This is a genomic window from Streptomyces sp. S07_1.15 (genome assembly GCF_020739505.1).
Lineage (GTDB): Bacteria > Actinomycetota > Actinomycetes > Streptomycetales > Streptomycetaceae > Streptomyces > Streptomyces xinghaiensis.
In genome coordinates, this window is record NZ_JAJBZK010000001.1 from 1,316,816 (window position 1) to 1,334,847 (window position 18,032).

The following is an 18,032-nucleotide window of genomic DNA, read 5'->3' on the forward strand; positions in this document are numbered from 1 at the left end:
ACCCCGCCACCCGGGGCGGCCCCACCGTACCGACCGGCGGGTACGAGGGCGGTCCCGGGGCAGACGGTGCGGGAGCGGCGCGGCCCCGCGGAGGCGGCCGGGGGTACGGCCCGGCCGCCGCAGACCCCGGCGCCGTACCCGGCCGTGCGGCTACGCTCGGCAGCAGGACGCCGCCGCCGCGGCGGAGACCAGGGAGGTGTGGCGGGTGCCGGTCGAGATCACATGGTGGGGCCATGCCACCGCGACCGTGACGGATTCCGGGGTGCGGGTGCTCACCGACCCCCTGCTCGTGCAGCGGCTGGCGCATCTGCGGCGCCGCCGGGGCGCGGTGCCCCCGCCCGAGGCCGCCGTCGCCGATGTCGTGCTGGTCTCCCATCTGCACGCCGACCATCTCCACCCGCGCTCGCTGGCCCGGCTGGAGCCGGGCACCCGGGTGCTCGTGCCGCGCGGGGCGCTCGCCGCGGTGCCCGCGCTGCGCCGGCTGGCCGCCGGGACGCTGCGCGTCACCGAGGTCGCGCCCGGTGACGAGACGAGGGTCGGCGATCTCACGGTGCGGGCCGTGCCCGCCGCGCACGACGGGCGCCGGCTGCCCTACGGGCCCCGCCGCTCTCCCGCCCTCGGCTATGTGCTGCGGGGCGAGTCGACCACCTACTTCGCGGGGGACACGGGCTTGTTCGACGAGATGGCGGATGTGGTGGGGCCCTGCGATGTGGCGCTGCTGCCGGTCGGCGGCTGGGGCCCGTATCTGGGCAGCGGCCATCTGGACGCCTCGCGCGCCGCCCGGGCGGCGGCCCGGCTGGCGCCGCGGTGCGCGGTGCCGGTGCACTACGGCACGTTCTGGCCGATCGGCCTGGACGCCGTGCGGCCGCACGAATTCCACTCCCCCGGCGAGGAGTTCGTCCGGCAGGCGACGGCGCTCGCCCCGGAGGTGGCCGTGCACCGGCTGGAGCACGGGCAGAGCGTGCGGCCCGAGGTCGCGCGGTGACCGACGGGGCCGTGCACCGGGCGCTGCCCGGCGCGGTCGGAGACCTCCTCAGCTGGGTGCCGGCGACGTCGCCGCAGACCTTCGTGGGCTACCCCTCGCTGTTCCTCCTGGTGGCGCTGGGGTCGCTGGTGCCGGTGGTGCCGACGGGCGCGTTGGTGAGTTCGGCGGCGGCCGTGGCCCTCCACCACCAGCTGCCCGGGCTCACCCTGCCGCTGGTGTTCGCGGTGGCGGCCCTGGCGGCCTTCGCCGGTGACGTCCTCCTCTACGGGCTCGGCCTGCGCGGCGTGCGCTCGGACAGCGGTTCCCGCTGGCTGCGGCGGCTGCGGGACCGGGCGGCTCCCGACCGGCTGGAGACGGCGCGGCGGAAGCTGGACGAGCGCGGGGTGACGGTGCTCGTCGTGTCCCGGCTGATGCCGGCCGGGCGGATTCCCGTGATGCTGGCGTGCCTGCTGGCGAAGATGCCGATGCGGGACTTCATCCGGGGTGACGCGCCGGCGAGCCTGGCGTGGGCCGGGGCCTATCTGCTGATCGGGATCACCGGCGGATCGCTCTTCCCCGAGCCCTGGCAGGGGGCGCTGGCGGCGGTGGCCCTCGCCCTGGCGATCAGCGCCGCCCCGGCCGGCTGGCGCCGGGTCCGGGACGCCGGCCGGCGCGATACGGCGAGCTGACCGGCGCGCCCCGCCCCCGTTGGGCCGGGCCGCCCCCGTTGGGCCGGGCGGGCCCCGGTCCCCCGGTCACTCCTCCGGGAGGATCCGGGAGCCGCCCACCGGGAGGTCCCAGAGCTGCCCGCGGGGGCGGCCGGTGCGCCGCCAGGCGGCGCGGACCCGGGTGAGCGGTTCCAGCGGGGGCTCGGCGGAGAGCAGGAACGTCGCCCAGTGCATCGGTGCCATGTGCCGCGCGCCCACGTCCAGACAGGCCTGCACGGCCTCCTCCGGGTCGGTGTGGACGTCGCGCAGCATGTCGGAGGGGTCGTAGGCGCCGATCGGCAGCAGGGCGAGGTCGATCCCGGGCAGCCGGGCACCGATCTCCGCGAACCAGTGGCCGTAGCCGGTGTCGCCCGCGAAGTACACGCGCCGGCCCGCCGGGCCGGTCAGGACCCAGCCGCCCCACAGCGAACGGCAGGTGTCGGTGAGGGTGCGCTTGCTCCAGTGGTGGGCCGGGACGAAGTCGAAGCGGACGGTGCCGCCGTCCCGGGCGGGCAGTTCCACCGCCTCCCACCAGTCGAGTTCGGTGACGCGGGTGAAGCGGCGGCGCCGGCACCAGGCGCCGAGCCCGGCCGGCACGAAGAGGTGGGTGTCGCGCGGGAGCCTGCGGAGCGTGGGGCCGTCGAGGTGGTCGTAGTGGTTGTGGCTGATGACGACGGCGTCCACCGGGGGCAGGTCCTTCCAGGGGACGCCGACGGGGGTGAGGCGGGAGGGGGTGCCGAGGATGCGGCGGGACCACACCGGGTCGGTCAGCACGGTGAGCCCGCCTATCCGCACCACCCAGCTCGCGTGGCCCGCCCAGGTCACGGCGACGGTGCCCGGCCCGGCCTCCGGCAGCGGGCCCGGCGCCACGGGCAGCTCGGAGACCTCCGCCAGGGCCTCGGCGGGGGGCCGCGACACCCCTTCGCGGGCCAGCCGCGCGAGGCCGGCCACCCCGGCGGGCAGCGGCGCGGTGAGCCGGTCGGCGAAGGACCGGGGCCAGGTGCGGGTCTCCCCCAGCGGACGGGGCTCGGGCAGCGGTCCGGTACGGGGGCGGGGGGCCGGGCCCGGAGCGGTGACCGTGGCGGTGCCGGGAGGCGCCGCGGCGGTGCCGGGACCGGTCCGGGTCTCCGTGCCGGCGCCGGTTCCGTAGCCGATACGGCCGCCGGTTCCGGTGCCGGTACCGATTCCGGTGAGGAAGCGCTCCTGCCGTTCCGTCATCGCTGCTCCCTTGGCTCTCCGCGGTGCCCTGCGGCCCGCTCGCTACCAGGCGTCACGCCTTGCCGTATGCCCCCTTCCGTTGACAACGTTCCTCCTTCTGTCCGGCTGCTCCGGCTGCCCGGACGGACAGAAGCCGTGCCCGTCCGGTGCCACGCCTCACCCGTCACGCCACCCGCTGCCGGAGCGCCGGAGCTGCCGGCACGGCGACGGTCGGAGCCGCAGCCACCACGACCGGACCGGCCGGCACCGGGCCGAACGGTGCCGGGCCGAACGGTGCCGGGCCGCCGGCCGGTCCGCGTCCGGCGGCGGCGGCGAGGGTCCCGTGCCCGTCCCGGTCCCGTCATCCGCCGCTCCACTCGTCGAGAGCCCCTGTCACCAGGGTCAGCGACCGGGCCGCGTGCGGCGAGTCCAGCGGGTCCGCGGCGGTGAGCGCCCGGAGGCGGCCGGGCCCGTCCGGGGCGAGCAGCGGCTCGGTGGTGAACCGGACGCGGAGCGCGTCGGGGGGATCGCCGAACCGGTGCCCGCCCGCCACGGGGAAGCCGAGCCGCCGGGTGAGGTGGACCTCCAGCTCCACGGAGTCACCGACCCCCCGGGCGGCCAGCGCGTCACCGAACGGGCCGAGGTCGGCGTAGACCCGGTCCCCCGCGCGCGGCGGGCGGCCGAGGGCGCCGTGGCGGACGACGGTGCGGTACAGGGCGGCGGCGAGGATGCCGTGCAGCCGGGCGGCGGCCCGGAGCCGCTCGGTGACGTCGGGCGGCTCGGTGAGGGCGTGGGCGACGGCGGCGGCCAGCGGCGCCCCCGGCCCGGTCCGTGTCCCGGCGAGTACCCCCAGTGCGGCGGCGCGCAGCCCGGCGCCCTCCCGGCCCGCCGGGAAGCGGGCGATCGCGGCGGGCCACCCGGGCGGCAGCAGCGTGGTCCCGAGCCCGGCGAGGACGACGACGTGTTCGGGCAGCATCTCCGCCGGGCTGACGAACACGGGCCGGCCCCGCCCGTCCCGCGCGGGATCGCCCGGCGGGGCCGCGGCGTCCGGGGTGCCCGGGGTGTCCGGGACCGACACGGGGGACGGGTGGAGCGCGTCGCGGTCCGTCTCGTCGCTGATGATCAACAGCCCCTCGCCGGCCGCCGCTTCGCACACCTCGTGCAGCAGTTCGGGGGGCGCGGTGGTGCCCGTCGGATCGTCGGCCGGCGACAGGACGAGCACGCGGGGGGCCCCGCCCTCGGCCCGCACCCGACGCACGGTCTCCAGCAGGGCGAACGGGTCGGGCACACCCCCGCACTCGGCGGGGACGGGCACGGGGTAGGCCGGGCGGCCGAGCACCAGCGGCTGCGCCGAGTGCCACGGGGCGCACGGCCGGGTGGTGAAGACGTCGCCGCCCGCCGCCGCGAGCAGCGCGAGCAGCAGGGGCTGCGGGCCCGCGGCGGCCAGCAGCCGCTCGGGGCCGGTGGCCAGTCCGCGCCGGGCCCAGTAGCCGCAGGCCGCGTCGAGCAGTTCCGGTCCCCCGCCCACGGGCTCGGGTGCGCCGCGGCCGGCCGACGCCGCCAGCCGTTCGGCGAGTCCGGGGAGGACGGGCAGGCCGGAGGGCTCCACCGGCGGCCCGAAGAGGGCCCGGCCACGCGGCTCCGCCGGCATCGGCTCCATCGGGTACCTCCGTCGGGCCTGGGCGGTGTGACGGCCCGCTCCTTCCACCTTCGCAGATCCCGCCCGGTCGGCAACGGCGGGCGGCCGTGCCCCGGCACCGCGACGGCGCGTGCGGCGGCGGCTACGGCCGGGAGCGCGGCCGTTCGCGGGGCCCGGCCGGGCGGCCGCCCGCGAGCCGGACGATCTCCGCCTCCGCGCCCCGGCCGCGGCTGCCGACCAGGGCGGCGGCCAGCTCGGACAGCTTCCGGTTGGTGCGCTGGGACATGGTGCGGAGCAGGCCGAAGGCCGTGTCGGCGTCGCAGCCCAGGACGTGCATGATGATCCCGCACGCCTGGTCCACCACGGGGCGGGCCCGCAGCGCGGTGCCGAGCTGGTCTATCTCGGCGCGCAGCCGGCGCTGTTCGATGCCGCGGACGATCTCGCTGGTGGCCAGGTCGCCGAGGAGGGCCGTCACCCCCCGCGCCGGGTCCACGAGCCGGCCCGGACGGAAGCCGTAGACGGTGAGGGTGACCAGCAGGTCCTCCCGGCGGAACGGCAGGGTCGTGCTGGAGCGCACCCCCGCCTCCAGGGCCCGTGCCCGGTAGCGGGGCCAGCGCTCGTCGTGCAGCAGGTCCTCCGAGACGGCCGGGCGGCCGGTCTCCAGAACGGCCGGCACGGGGCCCTCGCCGGTCTCCCACTGCACGGTCGCCAGCGGTGCGAGGTCGGGGTGGGTCACGGCCGTACGGAGCGGGGCTGCGGAGAACGCCGCGGCGGCGCCCCGCGCGCCGGAGAGCCCGGAGAGGGGAACGGCGGTCGCCCCGGCACCGCAGCACCAGGGATTGGACGCGGCGGCCTGCTCGGCGAGCCGCGCCAGGCTGGGCTCGGAGGTGTCGGGCACCGTCTCCGGCGCGGGATCCGGCTCACGTTCCTTGTGCTCGGGCATACCTGGGGACAGCCCTCCTTACGCTCCGAGGTCACCCATCCACGCCGGTGATCAGACTCTCACCGTCCTGAAGCCGTGTGGTTCCCCCGGTCTCCCCCCATCCGGCCGCCTGCCCGGGCCGGGACCGGCAAAACGGGCACGGGCGTCCTTCCGCCCGCCGGGGCCCCGGCGGCCCTCCGCCACCGCCCGCACCCCGGGTGGTGCCCGGCTTCCCGGCAGGCGATGCGGCTACCGTGGGCTCATGGGCGAGACCATCGATTTCGGTGCCGAGCTGGCGGATTTCCGCAGCCGGGTCGCGGAGTTGCAGTCCGCACGTTCGCTTCCCTCCGAGGAACGGGGAGCGGCCCTGGACACCGCGCTGTTCGAACTCCAGCACGTGGCGGAGATCCTGTGGCCGCGGTTCGAGAAGCTCTCGGCGGCGTCCGCACGCGACGGCACCCCCCGGGAGAATCCGGAACTGCGGCTGCTGCGCGGCCTCTTCCAGCGGCTGCCGCTTCCGGTGGTGCTCATGGACCGCACCACCGTCGTCCGGCGGCTCAACGTCGCCGCCGGTGAACTCTTCGCCCTGCGGGCCGGGTACGCCACCGGCCGGGCGCTGACCGGTGCCCTGGCGCACGACACCCGCGCGGCGTTCCGCTCCCAGGTGGCCGCCGTGGCGCGGGGCGAGGGCAGCCGCAGCCTGCTGGTCCGGCGGCTGCCGGAGCCCGCCCCGGAGGACGGGGAGCGGAGCGCGCTGCGCGCGACCCTCACCGCCCTGCGGCCGCCGGACGAGCAGCGGCCGGCCGTGCTCGCCGTCTTCCAGACCGTCCCCGCGGGAGAGGCGGAACGGGAGCCGCGCCGCGCTCCGGGGCGCGCGGCGGACCGCACCGGCTCCGCCCGGCTCCCCGCGCCGCCGCCGCGGCGGCCCCGGCCGGACCTCGCCGAGGTGTCCCGGAACGCCGAACTGATGGACCTGGTCGACGACATGGCCGCCGCCCTGCTCGCCGGCTCCCCCGGTTCCCCGGAGGACGTGCTGGGCCGGGCGGCCCGGCTGCTGCACGGCCGGTTCGCCGACTGGGTGATCGCCGACCTCGCCCCCGTCCCGCCCGGCGGCGGTACGCCCGGACCGCTGCGGCGGCTGGTGGTGCTGGGCCCGGACCCGCGGCCGGAGCCGGGCACGGGGCCGGCCGGCCAGGACCCCGCGGACTGCCCGCTGGTGCTGGACGCCGTACGGGACGGGGTGCCGGCGCTGCGGGTCCGCCCGGAGGACCCGGAGGCCTTCGGGCGGGACGCGTCGGGGGCCGCGGTGCTGGTGTCGGCGCGGGTGACCTCGCTGCTCTGTGTACCGCTGTGCCCGCCGCCCCGCGAGGGTCCGGCGCCGGCGCCGGGTACAGCCGCGCCGTGCGGGGCGCTGACCCTCTTCCGCACGGGCGGACGGCGCGCCTTCGAGATGGCCGAGGCGGGAGCGGTGCACCGGATGGCCCGGCATCTGTCGCTGGCCCTGGGCCGCTCGGCCGGGCGGGACGCCGCGCCCGCCGGTCCGGCCGCCTTCCCGGCGTGAGGCCCGTACGGCGCGGGGGCCGGGGCGGCCCGCGCCCCGTCCCGGCGGCGAACACCGGCAGAGAACAACCGCCCCGCCGTCCGGGAGTACCGGGGCGGAGCGGCCCGGGGAACCGAACCGCCGGGCGGCTGCTGCGGGCGGCCGCCCGGCCGGTTCAGTTCGCGTCGGCCATCACCTGGTCGCAGAGCGTGGCGCAGGTCCGGCTGATCAGCCGGGAGACGTGCATCTGGGAGATGCCGAGCTGCTCGGCGATCCGGCTCTGGGTCATGTCGCAGAAGAACCGCATGTAGAGGATCTGCCGCTCGCGTTCCGGGAGCCGGCTGAGCTTGGGCTTGATCGCCTCGCGGTCCACGATCCGGTCGAAGCCCGGCTCGGCCTTGCCCAGGGTGTCGACGAGTGCGTAGCCGTCCTCGGAACCGGGGAGTTCCGCGTCCAGCGACAGCGGGGTGAAGCTGTCGAGCGCCTCCATGCCGAGCAGCACGTCCTCCTCGGACATCCCGGTGTGCTCGGCGACCTCGCGGATGCTGGGGCCGCGTCCGTCGAGGGTGGTGGAGAGTTCGCGGTACGCCACCCGGACCCGGTTGCGCAGTTCCTGCACCCGGCGGGGTACGTGCAGGCCCCACATGTGGTCGCGGAAGTGCCGCTTGACCTCGCCGACGACCGTCGGCACGGCGAAGCTCTCGAAGGCCGTGCCGCGGTCCGGGTCGTACCGCATCACGGCTTTGACCAGGCCGAGCGCGGCCACCTGCTGGAGGTCCTCGATGGACTCGCCCCGGTTGCGGAACTGCCGGGCCAGCCGTTCGGCCATGGGTATCCAGGCGCTGACGACCCGCTGGCGCAGGGCGTCCTTCTCGGGGCCGTCGGGCATCCGGGAGAGCCTGCGGAAGTCCTCGGTGGTGTCGGGTGCGTCGTCGTGCGGGTGCCTCGAGCGAGGCCGCTTGGTGGTGTGAGCGCGTACGGTCGTCATGAGGATCTCGCTCCCAGGACGGTCGGACTGGTTCACCGTGGGAGCAGGCACGACATACGGGGCCGAGGCGCGCTCGGGGCCGCAGACAGAGCTGGTCCCACGGGCGTGCCTACGGTCCGAAGCACGGTTGTCGCTTGCCCCCGGGCCCGGGCCGCAAACACACGGCCTTCGAGCCCTTCCGGCAGCGGCGGGAGCCCGCTGGAACAGGTTCACTTCCATGCTCCACCAGGTCCGCCGGGTGCGCGACCGGAGGCATCGCCGGCCGTCTCCCCCAGCCCTGCGAGCGCCGCCCGCGTCTTGGAAAAACCGCAGGCGGAAACGGTGTTGACCGGGCCGGGGGCCCGCCCGCCGGGCCGCCGGGGGCGGACCGAAGCGGAACCTCCCGGCGGGGCCGCGGTACCTCCGGCACCCCGGGGTGGGCGGCCGGCGGTGCTTCCCCGGGACGGAAGCGCCCCGGCCGAAAGGCCGGGGCGTCGCCGTGGCGGCCCGGGGAGGTTCGGGCCGGCCCGCCGGCCGTCGCGGCCGACCGTCCGTCCGTCCGTCTGGCCGTCTGGCCGTCTGGCCGTCTGGCCGTCCGGACGCTGTCAGTCGTTCGTCGGCCAGCTCCCGGTCACCCGGCGGACGCCGTTGGCACCGCTCCGCTCCACCACGGCGCGGACCCCGCCCACGATGGCCCCCTTGACGATGGCGGGCGGCAGGATCTGCGCCCAGGTGTAGTCGGGGTCGGTGGGCTCGGGGGCCTCGTCCTTGTCCGAGACCCGCTTCCAGAGCTGCTTGAAGAGGGCGCCGGCGATGACACCGCCGAGGATGCCGAAGAGCGCGCTCAGAATCTTGTACACCGTGCTCACGTTCAGCCCTTGCCCTTCTCCGCGCGCTTGCCGCGTATCACCATCAGAACGAGGAGCAGGGCGACACCGCCCGCCACGGCGGCGAGCGGCGGGCCGCCCAGCCGTTCCGTGGCCTGCCCGGCCTGCTCCCGGACCTCCTCCTTGATCTCGGCGGCCCGGGCCCTGGCGCGGGACTTCACGTCCGCGCGGGCCGCGAGCCGCTCCACCGTGTCACCGAGCCGCTCCCGCGCCTGGATCACCTCTTGGCGCAGTTCCTCGGGAGTGCTCGTCATCGGTGCGCCCTCTCCTTGATCCGTTCGGCATCGGCCTTCATGCCGCTGATCGCCTCCTCGGGCATCAGCGGTGCCGCTTCCCGGGTCTGCTTGCGGCCGAGCGCCGCCAGGATCCCGGCGAAGGCGAAGAGCGCCGCCGCCCCGATCAGGGCGGCGGCCCACACCGGCAGGACCAGGGCGAGTGCGGCGATCCCCGCCGCCACCAGCGCCTGGAACGCCACGAAGGCCACGACGCCCGCGCCGCCGAACAGCCCGCCCCCGAGACCGGCCCGCTTGCCCTTGCGGGCCAGCTCGGCCTGGGCGAGCCGCATCTCACCTCGTACCAGGTCGGACAGTTGCTCGGCGGCCTGCTTGACGAGGTCGCCTGCCGACGGTTCGCCGGTGTCGCCCCCGGGCGGCCGTCGGTTCACGGTCGTGGTCACTGGTGTCTTCCTCCCTCATGAACATGACTTCCTCGTAGCGGCCCAGTGCCAGGACGAGGCCGAGCATGGCCATCGGTATGAGTACGGCGAATACCGCCATGGCCCTGGTCCTTCCCTGGGGAACAGTCACGCTCTGTGACGAACGTCACGGGCCTTGAAGGCGAGTGACCATTCCCTTTCGGGTCAAACCGGACTTTCCGCTGGTCTACGGGCTCGTTCCGCCACCGTTCCGTCACCGGGTAGGGCTCGGACCCGGGATCCCTGAATTCCCGGGCCCGAGCCTTCCTTTTCCCCACTCACGGCCACTCCGGCCGTGCACCGGGTCCCCCGGCCCGTATCCGCCAAACACCGCGGCGGGCCGGCGGGACCGGGACTCCGGGGCGGGGCCGCAGCCCCCGCCCCGGAGCGGCTCAGGGCTCGCGGGCCCGCGCCCCCTCCCGGGTGCGGGACGGCGTCACCTGCCGGCGCGGGTGGCGCCGCAGATACTCGCCCTCCAGTTCGGCCATCCGCGAGTTGTGGGCGTCCAGCGCGTCCGGCGCGCCGTGCAGCAGCGTCTCGTGCCGGGTCCGGTGGACCGACTCCAGCTCCTTCAGCAGCTGCCGCTCGTCCAGGTCGGCGGGGTCGACCCCGGCTCTCCGCCGTTCCGCGTCCGCCATGGCTCCACCTCTCTCGTCGTCTCTCGCCTCGCGGTCCCGCCCGCCGTGCGGCGGTCCCGGTCCGCTCGTGGCCCCGTCCGTGCGTGCCGCGTCCTCTCCCGTCGTCTTCTCCGTCACGGGCCGCGCAACCGCCCCGCGGCCGGGTTCCCACGGTTCCGGCGTTCCCCCGCGTCCGGCGGGGTCTCCCGGGAGACGGGTGCCGGTCGTGTTGCCGTGGATCCATCGGGTACCCGGTTCGCACCACCGATACAGACAGTTCGGAGGAAGCAATGGAACTCGCATTCCTCAACCCGGTCGTGGAGCGGCCCGGCCCCTGGGCGTCGGTCTACTTCGACACCTCCCGCGCGTCTCAGTACGCCTTCAAGGAGCAGGAGCTGGCGGCCCGCGAGGCCTGTGACGAACTGGCCGCGCAGGGCGCCGACGAGCGCACCTGCCGCACGCTGCGCGATGTGCTGAGCGAACTGCCCCGCACCGGCGCTCCCGGGCGGGCCCTCTTCGCCACCGGTGGGGAAGTCGTGCTGGACGTACCGCTCGGCGAGGCCCCGCAGGGCCGCTCGGAGGTCAGCTGGTCGCCGGTGCCGCACCTCGGTCCGCTGCTGGAGCACCGCAGCGAGAACCCGCGGTGCCTGATCGCGTACATCGACCGCAGGGGCGCGGACTTCCAGATCCGCGACGACTACGGACGCGAGAACGCGGGGCACCACGAGGGCCGGCAGTGGCCGATGCACCGCACCAAGTCCGGCGCCGACTGGTCCGTCCGGCACTGGGAGTTCTCCGTGGAGGACACCTGGGAGCACAACGCCGGGGAGATCGCCGAGGCCCTCGTGGAGACCTGGGAGGAGACCGGCGCCCGGATGCTGGTCCTCGCCGGGGACGTGCGCGAGCGCCGCGCCGTGCACGACCGGCTCCCCGAGCCGCTGAAGTCCGCCTGCACCGAGACGGAGTACGGCGGCCGGGCCGCCGGCGCCCGCCGGGAGCGGCTGGACGAGGCGGTGGACGAGGCCCGCGAGAAGTACGTCCGGCAGCACACGGCGGAGCTGCTGGACCGGTTCCGCTCCCGCCGCGCCCAGGTGCCCGGCGATGTGCGGCACGACGCGGCGGAGGGCGTGCCCGCGCTGGTCGAGGCGGCGCGCGAGCACCGCATCGGCTCACTCGTCATCCGGCCCGACGGACCCGACGTGCACCGCGAGGTGTGGGTGGGCCGCGAGCCGGACCAGATCGCCGTACGGCACACCGACATCCCGTACCTCGGCGACACCGAACCGGTCGCCGTCCGCGCCGACGACGCGCTGCTGCGCGCCGCGGCCGCGAGCGGCGCCGAGGCCGTCGTCGTGCACCGCCCGGAGGACGTCGACGGTGATCTGCCGTCCGGCGGGCTGGGCGCCCTGCTCCGCTGGCCCAGCGCCCGCGGCGAACGTCTGGAGGAATCGCTGTGACCCTCAGGAACCCCCTCCTCCGCAACCCCTTCCGCCGGAATCACCGCGCGGGCCGCCCGCCCGACCCGGCGGCGGGCCAACAGCAGCGCGGAACGAAGCAGCAGCGGGAGGACCACATGCAGCGAGGCAGCGACCGGCTCAACGTGCACCACGACGACGAGATGAAGCACCAGCTCCAGGGGATGCTCCGCTCCGGGCACTCCACCCGGGCGGAGGAGTGGCACGACCCCGAGCCCGGCGCCGAGGACGACCCCGACACGACGCTGCGCCCGGCCCCGACCCCCGGTGTCAGCGACGAGGCCGAGGCGGAGGCCCTCCGCTCCGAACTCGCCCGCTACTTCGGCCGCACCCCCTTCCCCGGCCGGCGCGAACAGCTCCTGGGCACGCTGCGCGAACGCAACGCCCCCGAACGGCTGGTGGAGCTGATCGACGGCCTGCCGGCGGACCAGGACTACCGCAATGTGCAGGACGTGATGGTGGCCCTCGGCCGCAAGCCCCGGTCCTGACCCGGGACGGCGGGCCGCGGTCCCGGCGCCGGCACCGGAGGGGTGAGTCCCCGGGTCCCCGAGGCCCGGACGCGCGGACGCACGGACACGTGTTCGCCCGCTCCGCGCCGCGCCGGCCGCCCCGCCCCGCCCTGTCCCCGTGATCCCCGCATACGCCGCGCCCCCGCGGGTACTCCGGGCCGGAGAACGAACCCCGCTCCCCGCCCTGAACCCGCGGGGACGGCGTGGGGACGGGGCCGCGACGGGCCCGCCGGGCCCCGCGCCCCGAGGAGGCGACGAAGCCATGGCACACGGACACGGACAGGCAGAACACGTACGCGACGTCATGACCCCCGCGGTGACGGCCGTGCGCCCCGACGCGTCACTGGTCGAGGCCGCCGAGCTGATGCGCACCCACGACATCGGCGATGTCGTGGTCGTCGAGGACAGCCGGCTCATCGGCATCCTCACCGACCGGGACATCACCCTCCGCGCGGTGGCCGAGGGCGTCGACCCGCTGACCGTCAGCGCGCTGTCCGTCTGCACCCCGCGCCCCGTCACGGTCGGCCCGGACGAATCGGTCGACGCCGCCGTGATGCTGATGCGGACCAACGCCGTCCGGCGGCTGCCCGTCGTCGAGGACGGCAGGCCGCTCGGCATGGTCAGCATCGGCGATCTCGCCCTGGCCCAGGACCCGGGCTCGGCCCTCGCCGACATCAGCCGCGCCGTCCCGGACACCTGGCCCGTCCAGGCGGTCTGACCCCGCCGGTCCCGCCGGCCCCGCCGGTCCCGGTGATCACCCGCCGGCGGCAGCGATGCCTCGGCCGGCAGCGGGTATGCGTCTGTCCATGACGGACGACACGAGGGGCCGCTGGCACCGATGGCTCAGCGAAGGGGACCGGGCGGTGTTCGCCCGGGTGGCCGCACACCACTGGCCCGCCGGGGACCGGTTCCTGCCGCGCCTCACCCACAGCGCCAACCACGGCCGGCTGTGGTTCGGCGTGGCCGCCGGACTGTGGGCGTTCGGCGGCGCGCGGGGCCGCCGCGCGGCCACCCGGGGGGTCGCCTCGCTGGCGCTCGCCTCGGCCACCGTGAACACCCTGGGCAAGCGGTCGGTGCGCCGCGACCGCCCGATCATCGATGCCGTGCCGCATCTCCGGCGCGCCAAGCGGCAGCCGACCACCACCTCCTTCCCCTCCGGGCACTCGGCCTCCGCCGCGGCCTTCGCCGTGGGCGTCGCGCTGGAGTCCCGGCCGTGGGGCACGCTGCTGGCCCCGGTCGCCGCCGCCGTCGCCTTCTCCCGCGTCTACACCGGCGTGCACTACCCCAGCGACGTCGTCGCGGGCGCCGCCCTCGGCGCCGGCGCGGCCTACGCCGTCCGGGGCCTCGTGCCCTCGCGGCACCAGCTGCCGCCGCCCGCCCGCCCGCGCGGCGACGCCCCCGCCCTTCCCGCCGGTGAGGGCCTGTTCGTCGTCGTCAACCCGCTCTCCGGCGCCATGCCCCACCGGACCGACCCGGTACGGCAGTTGCGGGCGGCGCTGCCCAAGGCGGAGATCGTGCGCCACGACCCGGACCGGGCCCCGCTGACGAGCACGCTGGAGACCGCTGCGCGCGACGCGGCCGAACGGGGCGGCGCGCTCGGCGTCGTCGGCGGCGACGGCACGGTCAGCGCGGCCGCGACGGTCGCGCTCCAGTACGGGGTGCCGCTCGCCGTGCTTCCGGGCGGCACCTTCAACCACTTCGCCTCCGACCTCGGCGTGGAGGACATCCAGGACGTCTGCGCCGCCGTGACGCGCGGCGAGGCCGTCCGGGTGGACGTGGGACGGCTGACCCCGAGCGAGGGCCCCGGCGCCCTGCGCGAACCGACCTACTTCCTCAACACCTTCAGCCTCGGCTCGTACCCGGAGCTGGTGCGGCTGCGCGGCCACTGGTCGCCGCGGATCGGCGGCCCCGCCGCGACCCTGCTCGGCGTGGCGCACGTCCTGCGCACCTCCCGCCCGGTGAAGGCCGTGGTCAACGGCGTGCCGCGCTCCATGTGGCTGCTCTTCGCGGGCAACGGCGCCTACCGCAGCGTGGGGCTGGCCCCGGTCCGCCGCTACGACCTGGCGGACGGCCTGCTGGACGTCCGGGTCGCGCACGGCGGACGCTTCGCCCGCACCCGGCTCGTCGCCGCGGCGCTCACGGGCGCGCTGGCCCGGTCCCCCGTCTACGCCGCCGCGCGTCCGCGCCGGCTGCGGGTCTCGGGACTGCCGACCGGCACCCACATGGCGTACGACGGCGAAGTGGCGCCCGCTCCCCCGGCCTTCGTCATCGACAAGGCGGAGGAGGCGCTGACCGTCTACCGGCCGGTCCCGGACTGAGGGCACACCGGCGGGCCGACCGGCCCTCGGGCGCACCGGCTCGCCGAGGCCCGCCGCCTCTCCGCACCTCCCCTCGCGTACCACATGGCGAGACGTCATTCTCGTGATGCGAGACGCCGGTCTAGACTGCGGCTCCCCGCACGCCTCGACCGGAAGGGGCCGCCATGCCCGACCGCACCGACGTACGAGACGAACCGGCCGCGCGGGCCGGAGCAAGGGAAGACCCGAACCCGGACGGGCCGGGGAAGGAGCACCCGGAGACCGGAGCCGCCGTCTACACCCACGGCCACCACGAGTCGGTGCTCCGCTCGCACACCTGGCGGACCGCCGCCAACTCCGCCGCCTATCTGCTGGACGAACTCCGCCCCGGCATGACGGTCCTGGACGTCGGCTGCGGGCCCGGCACCATCACCGCCGACCTGGCCCGGCTCGTGGCCCCCGGCCGGGTCACCGGGATCGACGCGGCCCCGGGGATCCTCGGCCGGGCCCGGTCGGTGGCCGCCGAACACGGTCTGGACACCGTCGGCTTCACCGTGGCCGACGTCTCGGAACTGCCCTTCCCCGACAACTCCTTCGACGTCGTCCACGCCCACCAGGTACTCCAGCACGTCGGCGACCCGGTCGGCGCCCTGCGCGAGATGCGCCGCGTCTGCCGGCCCGGCGGTGTGGTCGCCGCCCGCGACTCCGACTACGCGGCCATGACCTGGTATCCGGGCTCCCCGGCCCTCGACGGCTGGCTGGACCTCTACCGCCGGGTCGCCCGCGGCAACGGCGGCGAACCGGACGCCGGACGGCACTTGCTGTCCTGGGCGCGGCAGGCCGGCTTCACCGACGTCACGGCGTCCGCCTCCGCCTGGTGCTACGCCACCGAGAAGGAACGCGCCTGGTGGAGCGGCCTGTGGGCGGACCGCACCGTGGACTCGGCCTACGCGCGTCTCGCGGTGGACGGCGGCCACGCCGGGGAGGACGAGCTGCGCCGGATCGCCGGCGCCTGGCGGGAGTGGGGCGCGAGCCCGGACGGCTGGTTCGCAGTCCTGCACGGCGAGATCCTCTGCCGCGTCGTCAACTAGGCTCAACCGCCATGGAAATCCTGGGTACTTCACTCCGTGTCTGCGTGGACGACCTGGACGCCGCCGTCGGCGTCTACGAGCGGCTGACCGGCGAACGGGCGGTGCGCTCCCGGCGCGGCGGCGTCTCGGTCGCGGCGGTGGGAGCGTTTCTGCTGATGAGCGGGGACGAGGCCGAGCTCGAACTGCTGCGCAAGGTGACCGCCACCATCGCGGTGAAGGACGTGGACGAGGCGCACCGCACGCTCACCGAGGTGGGCGCGCGCATCCTCGCGGGACCGCTGCCCACCCCCGGGCGGAATCTGCTGGCCCTCCACCCGGACGGCTCGATCTTCGAGTACGTCGACGGCGGTGTGCCCGGGGCCCGGTGACGCCCGTGCCGCGGCGGCCCGGAGACCCGGCCGCCGCGGAGGGGTCTCCGGGCCACCCGGCTCCGGAGCGTGGGAACGGTCAGACGGTCAGGCCGTCAGACCGTCAAACCGTCAAACCGTCAGGACGATCTTGCCGCGGGTGCGTCCCTCCTGGCTGAGCCGGAACGCCTCCCCGGCCTGCTCCAGCGGCAGCTCCTTGTCCACGTTGACGGTGAGCTTCCCGGCGTCGGCCAGTTCACCGAGCGCGGTGAGATCGGCCGCGTCGGGCCGCACGAAGACGTAGCGGCCGCCGGACCCGGCGATCCCCGGGTCCACGACGGAGACCACGCGCGCCGCCGACTTCGCCAGGTCCAGTGAGGCCGGGATCGCGTCACCGCCCACGAAGTCGAGCGCCACATCGACGCCCTCGGGCGCCAGTTCCCGCACCCGGTCCGCCAGTCCGTCGCCGTAGGTCACCGGCTCGGCGCCGAGGGACCGCAGATAGTCGTGGTTGCGCTCGCTGGCGGTGCCGATGACCCGCGCGCCCTGCGCGGCCGCGATCTGCACCGCGAACGAGCCGACACCGCCGGCCGCCGCGTGCACCAGCACGGTGTCGCCCTTGGCCGCCCCCGCGGCGCGCAGCGCCTGGTAGGCGGTGAGCCCCGCCAGCGGAACCCCGGCCGCCTGCTGCCAGCTGAGGGAGGCGGGCTTGCGGGCCAGGGTGCGGACGGGGGCGGCGACGAGCTCGGCGTAGGTACCGAACTGCGCCACGTCCTGCCGGTTGTAGCCGATCACCTCGTCGCCCGGGGCGAACTCGGTGATCGCCGGTCCGACGGCTTCCACCACTCCGGCCACGTCCCAGCCGGGGATGAGGGGGAAGTTGGTCTGCAGGACCGGGTCGAGATAGCCGGCGGTGATCTTCCAGTCCACGGGGTTGACGCCGGCGGCCCTGACGCGGATCAGCACGCTGTCCGGCCCGACCTTCGGCTCGGGGACGTCGGTGAGCTTCGGCGTTTCGCCGTATGAGTTGATCGTCACTGCCTTCATAACGGACTCCAACAAGGCTGAGGGGGGAGGGAATTCCCGGTCACGGGCGTGATCGCCGTCATCGGGGGCGGTTTCCGGTGACAGACCGGGGCGGATTCGGTGACGGCCGGAGGCGGTCCTGCGACGGCCCGGGGGGCGGATGTGTGACAGCGGGGGAGGAACGGGCCCGGAGCGGGCCGGGCGCCCGGGGCGGCGGGGAGGACGGCGGGCGGCCGTCCGGTCAGGGCTGGGCCAGAACCGACTCCAGAAGACCGGCGAGAAGGACCGCGCCCTCGCCCTCCTGATCGAGGTCGGGATCGTAGACGGTGACGTTGAGCCCGGCGCAGCGCGGCGAGCGCACCAGGGGCCGCAGCACGTCGTGGGCCTCCTCGACGGTGAGGCCGTCCGGGTCGGGGCTGTCCACGGCGGGCATCACGGTGGGGTCGAGCACATCCGCGTCGAAGTGCACCCAGAAGCCGTTGAGGGCATGGGCTTCGAGGCTCGCGAGACAGCGGTGCGCCACCTCGCCGGCCCCCTGGCGCCGGATCTCCCCGACGGTGGTGACCGGGATCTTCAGCTCGGCCAGTTCGGCGCGGTCCTCGTCGTCGTCGCGGATGCCGATGACCCGCACGTCCTCGTCCCGCACATAGGGGCGCAGCCCTTCGAGGTCGGTCAGGTCCGGCTGCCCGCGCCCGGTGGCCAGGGCCAGCTCCTCCCCGGCGGCGGCCCCGACGCGGGGGGAGTTGCCGGGGTGGCGGAAGTCGGCACTGCCGTCGAGCGCGGCCACCCCGTAGCGGCCGACGCGGCGCAGGGCGAGCGCGGCGCCGAGCTGGATGCTGCAGTCGCCGCCGAGGACCACGGGAAAGTCCCCGGCCCGTACGTGCTTCTCGATCCGGTCCGCCAGCCGGGGGGTGTACCCGGCGATGGCGGCGGCGTTGAACACGCCGTCCCCGTCCCGCCACGGGCCCCGGTCGTACCGGGGCGGCACCACCACCCCGCCCTCCTGGGCGCCGAGCCGCTCCAGGAGCCGCTGCTCGCGCAGCGCGCCCGCGAGTTTGTAGCAGCCGGGAACCGTACCGGGGACCGGCGGACGCAGGCCGAGATTGGACGGGGCATCGATCAGCACAGTGCGGCGCATGTCCTCACTCTGGCA

Annotated in this window: 19 protein-coding genes; 9 read left to right on the forward strand and 10 right to left on the reverse strand. The window is 75.9% G+C overall.

The features are described from left to right. The first annotated feature begins 205 nt into the window (after positions 1-205). Together LIX60_RS05600 and LIX60_RS05605 are read left to right on the forward strand one after the other, a co-directional pair. Positions 206-985 carry an MBL fold metallo-hydrolase gene (locus LIX60_RS05600; RefSeq protein WP_095757941.1) on the forward strand — a complete coding sequence of 260 codons (780 nt, stop codon included), beginning with the start codon at positions 206-208 and terminating at the stop codon, positions 983-985. Between the two features lie 23 nt (positions 986-1,008). Continuing rightward, on the forward strand, positions 1,009-1,653 hold the full coding sequence (locus LIX60_RS05605; RefSeq protein WP_227962639.1) for a DedA family protein: 645 nt from the start codon (positions 1,009-1,011) through the stop codon (positions 1,651-1,653). Positions 1,654-1,719: 66 nt separating this feature from the next. Here the strand turns inward: LIX60_RS05605 and LIX60_RS05610 are convergent, their stop codons facing one another. From LIX60_RS05610 to LIX60_RS05620, 3 genes are all read right to left on the reverse strand, one after another. Beyond that, entirely contained in the window at positions 1,720-2,889 is a 1,170-nt protein-coding gene (locus LIX60_RS05610) for an MBL fold metallo-hydrolase (protein ID WP_227957467.1), read from the reverse strand. A 340-nt stretch (positions 2,890-3,229) separates the two neighbouring features. Beyond that, positions 3,230-4,528 (reverse strand): pyridoxal phosphate-dependent aminotransferase, encoded by a 1,299-nt coding sequence (locus tag LIX60_RS05615; RefSeq protein ID WP_374117805.1) that lies wholly within the window; start codon positions 4,526-4,528, stop codon positions 3,230-3,232. A 121-nt stretch (positions 4,529-4,649) separates the two neighbouring features. Beyond that, positions 4,650-5,450 (reverse strand): ANTAR domain-containing response regulator, encoded by an 801-nt coding sequence (locus tag LIX60_RS05620; protein ID WP_227957468.1) that lies wholly within the window; start codon positions 5,448-5,450, stop codon positions 4,650-4,652. Between the two features lie 241 nt (positions 5,451-5,691). Between LIX60_RS05620 and LIX60_RS05625 the strand changes: the two genes are divergently transcribed. Continuing rightward, positions 5,692-6,990 carry a PAS domain-containing protein gene (locus LIX60_RS05625; RefSeq protein ID WP_227957469.1) on the forward strand — a complete coding sequence of 433 codons (1,299 nt, stop codon included), beginning with the start codon at positions 5,692-5,694 and terminating at the stop codon, positions 6,988-6,990. A 154-nt stretch (positions 6,991-7,144) separates the two neighbouring features. Here LIX60_RS05625 and LIX60_RS05630 read toward each other — a convergent pair whose 3' ends face one another. The 5 genes from LIX60_RS05630 to LIX60_RS05650 all read right to left on the reverse strand — a co-directional run bounded on the left by LIX60_RS05630 (position 7,145) and on the right by LIX60_RS05650 (position 10,155). Then, positions 7,145-7,957, reverse strand: coding sequence for a SigB/SigF/SigG family RNA polymerase sigma factor (locus tag LIX60_RS05630; RefSeq protein WP_043463961.1), 813 nt, complete (start codon positions 7,955-7,957; stop codon positions 7,145-7,147). A gap of 584 nt (positions 7,958-8,541) precedes the next feature. Next, a complete protein-coding gene (locus LIX60_RS05635) occupies positions 8,542-8,805 on the reverse strand; it encodes a DUF4235 domain-containing protein (protein WP_095756669.1) in 264 nt (87 codons plus the stop codon). Between the two features lie 2 nt (positions 8,806-8,807). After that, positions 8,808-9,077, reverse strand: coding sequence for a DUF3618 domain-containing protein (locus LIX60_RS05640; RefSeq protein WP_227957470.1), 270 nt, complete (start codon positions 9,075-9,077; stop codon positions 8,808-8,810). Next, complete coding sequence (locus LIX60_RS05645; RefSeq protein WP_078649462.1) at positions 9,074-9,499, reverse strand: phage holin family protein; 426 nt, start codon at positions 9,497-9,499, stop codon at positions 9,074-9,076. Before LIX60_RS05645 ends, LIX60_RS05640 begins: the two co-directional genes overlap by 4 nt. 410 nt (positions 9,500-9,909) lie before the next feature. Further along, positions 9,910-10,155, reverse strand: coding sequence for a DUF6158 family protein (locus LIX60_RS05650; protein WP_125626944.1), 246 nt, complete (start codon positions 10,153-10,155; stop codon positions 9,910-9,912). A gap of 269 nt (positions 10,156-10,424) precedes the next feature. Here LIX60_RS05650 and LIX60_RS05655 point away from each other — a divergent pair, with 269 nt between their 5' ends. From LIX60_RS05655 to LIX60_RS05680, 6 genes are all read left to right on the forward strand, one after another. Next, positions 10,425-11,591 (forward strand): Vms1/Ankzf1 family peptidyl-tRNA hydrolase, encoded by a 1,167-nt coding sequence (locus LIX60_RS05655; RefSeq protein ID WP_227957471.1) that lies wholly within the window; start codon positions 10,425-10,427, stop codon positions 11,589-11,591. Further along, a complete protein-coding gene (locus LIX60_RS05660; protein WP_308101096.1) occupies positions 11,588-12,097 on the forward strand; it encodes a DUF2795 domain-containing protein in 510 nt (169 codons plus the stop codon). The genes LIX60_RS05655 and LIX60_RS05660 overlap by 4 nt, the downstream gene beginning before the upstream one ends. 283 nt (positions 12,098-12,380) lie before the next feature. Next, the gene (locus LIX60_RS05665) at positions 12,381-12,836 is read left to right on the forward strand and encodes a CBS domain-containing protein (RefSeq protein ID WP_019710941.1); all 456 of its coding nucleotides are present in this window, start codon (positions 12,381-12,383) and stop codon (positions 12,834-12,836) included. An 88-nt stretch (positions 12,837-12,924) separates the two neighbouring features. Beyond that, entirely contained in the window at positions 12,925-14,436 is a 1,512-nt protein-coding gene (locus tag LIX60_RS05670) for a bifunctional phosphatase PAP2/diacylglycerol kinase family protein (protein ID WP_227957472.1), read from the forward strand. A 164-nt stretch (positions 14,437-14,600) separates the two neighbouring features. Then, a complete protein-coding gene (locus LIX60_RS05675) occupies positions 14,601-15,506 on the forward strand; it encodes a methyltransferase domain-containing protein (RefSeq protein WP_227957473.1) in 906 nt (301 codons plus the stop codon). 11 nt (positions 15,507-15,517) lie between these two features. After that, positions 15,518-15,874: a VOC family protein gene (locus LIX60_RS05680; RefSeq protein WP_039823353.1), complete on the forward strand. Its 357-nt coding sequence runs from the start codon at positions 15,518-15,520 to the stop codon at positions 15,872-15,874. 111 nt (positions 15,875-15,985) lie between these two features. Here the strand turns inward: LIX60_RS05680 and LIX60_RS05685 are convergent, their stop codons facing one another. Together LIX60_RS05685 and LIX60_RS05690 are read right to left on the reverse strand one after the other, a co-directional pair. After that, positions 15,986-16,900, reverse strand: coding sequence for an NADP-dependent oxidoreductase (locus LIX60_RS05685; RefSeq protein ID WP_227957474.1), 915 nt, complete (start codon positions 16,898-16,900; stop codon positions 15,986-15,988). Positions 16,901-17,120: 220 nt separating this feature from the next. Beyond that, positions 17,121-18,017 (reverse strand): arginase family protein, encoded by an 897-nt coding sequence (locus tag LIX60_RS05690; protein WP_227957475.1) that lies wholly within the window; start codon positions 18,015-18,017, stop codon positions 17,121-17,123. Positions 18,018-18,032: the final 15 nt, after the last annotated feature.

Excerpts from the sequence above, each read along its gene's own strand:
- LIX60_RS05640 (WP_227957470.1), bottom strand. The coding sequence starts at position 9,077 with ATGACGAGCACTCCCGAGGAACTGCGCCAAGAGGTGATCCAGGCGCGG.
- LIX60_RS05685 (WP_227957474.1), bottom strand. The coding sequence starts at position 16,900 with ATGAAGGCAGTGACGATCAACTCATACGGCGAAACGCCGAAGCTCACC.
- LIX60_RS05625 (WP_227957469.1), top strand. The coding sequence starts at position 5,692 with ATGGGCGAGACCATCGATTTCGGTGCCGAGCTGGCGGATTTCCGCAGC.
- LIX60_RS05650 (WP_125626944.1), bottom strand. The coding sequence starts at position 10,155 with ATGGCGGACGCGGAACGGCGGAGAGCCGGGGTCGACCCCGCCGACCTG.
- LIX60_RS05620 (WP_227957468.1), bottom strand. The coding sequence starts at position 5,450 with ATGCCCGAGCACAAGGAACGTGAGCCGGATCCCGCGCCGGAGACGGTG.
- LIX60_RS05690 (WP_227957475.1), bottom strand. The coding sequence starts at position 18,017 with ATGCGCCGCACTGTGCTGATCGATGCCCCGTCCAATCTCGGCCTGCGT.
- LIX60_RS05655 (WP_227957471.1), top strand. The coding sequence starts at position 10,425 with ATGGAACTCGCATTCCTCAACCCGGTCGTGGAGCGGCCCGGCCCCTGG.
- LIX60_RS05615 (WP_374117805.1), bottom strand. The coding sequence starts at position 4,528 with ATGGAGCCGATGCCGGCGGAGCCGCGTGGCCGGGCCCTCTTCGGGCCG.
- LIX60_RS05670 (WP_227957472.1), top strand. The coding sequence starts at position 12,925 with ATGACGGACGACACGAGGGGCCGCTGGCACCGATGGCTCAGCGAAGGG.
- LIX60_RS05630 (WP_043463961.1), bottom strand. The coding sequence starts at position 7,957 with ATGACGACCGTACGCGCTCACACCACCAAGCGGCCTCGCTCGAGGCAC.
- LIX60_RS05610 (WP_227957467.1), bottom strand. The coding sequence starts at position 2,889 with ATGACGGAACGGCAGGAGCGCTTCCTCACCGGAATCGGTACCGGCACC.
- LIX60_RS05675 (WP_227957473.1), top strand. The coding sequence starts at position 14,601 with ATGCCCGACCGCACCGACGTACGAGACGAACCGGCCGCGCGGGCCGGA.
- LIX60_RS05665 (WP_019710941.1), top strand. The coding sequence starts at position 12,381 with ATGGCACACGGACACGGACAGGCAGAACACGTACGCGACGTCATGACC.
- LIX60_RS05680 (WP_039823353.1), top strand. The coding sequence starts at position 15,518 with ATGGAAATCCTGGGTACTTCACTCCGTGTCTGCGTGGACGACCTGGAC.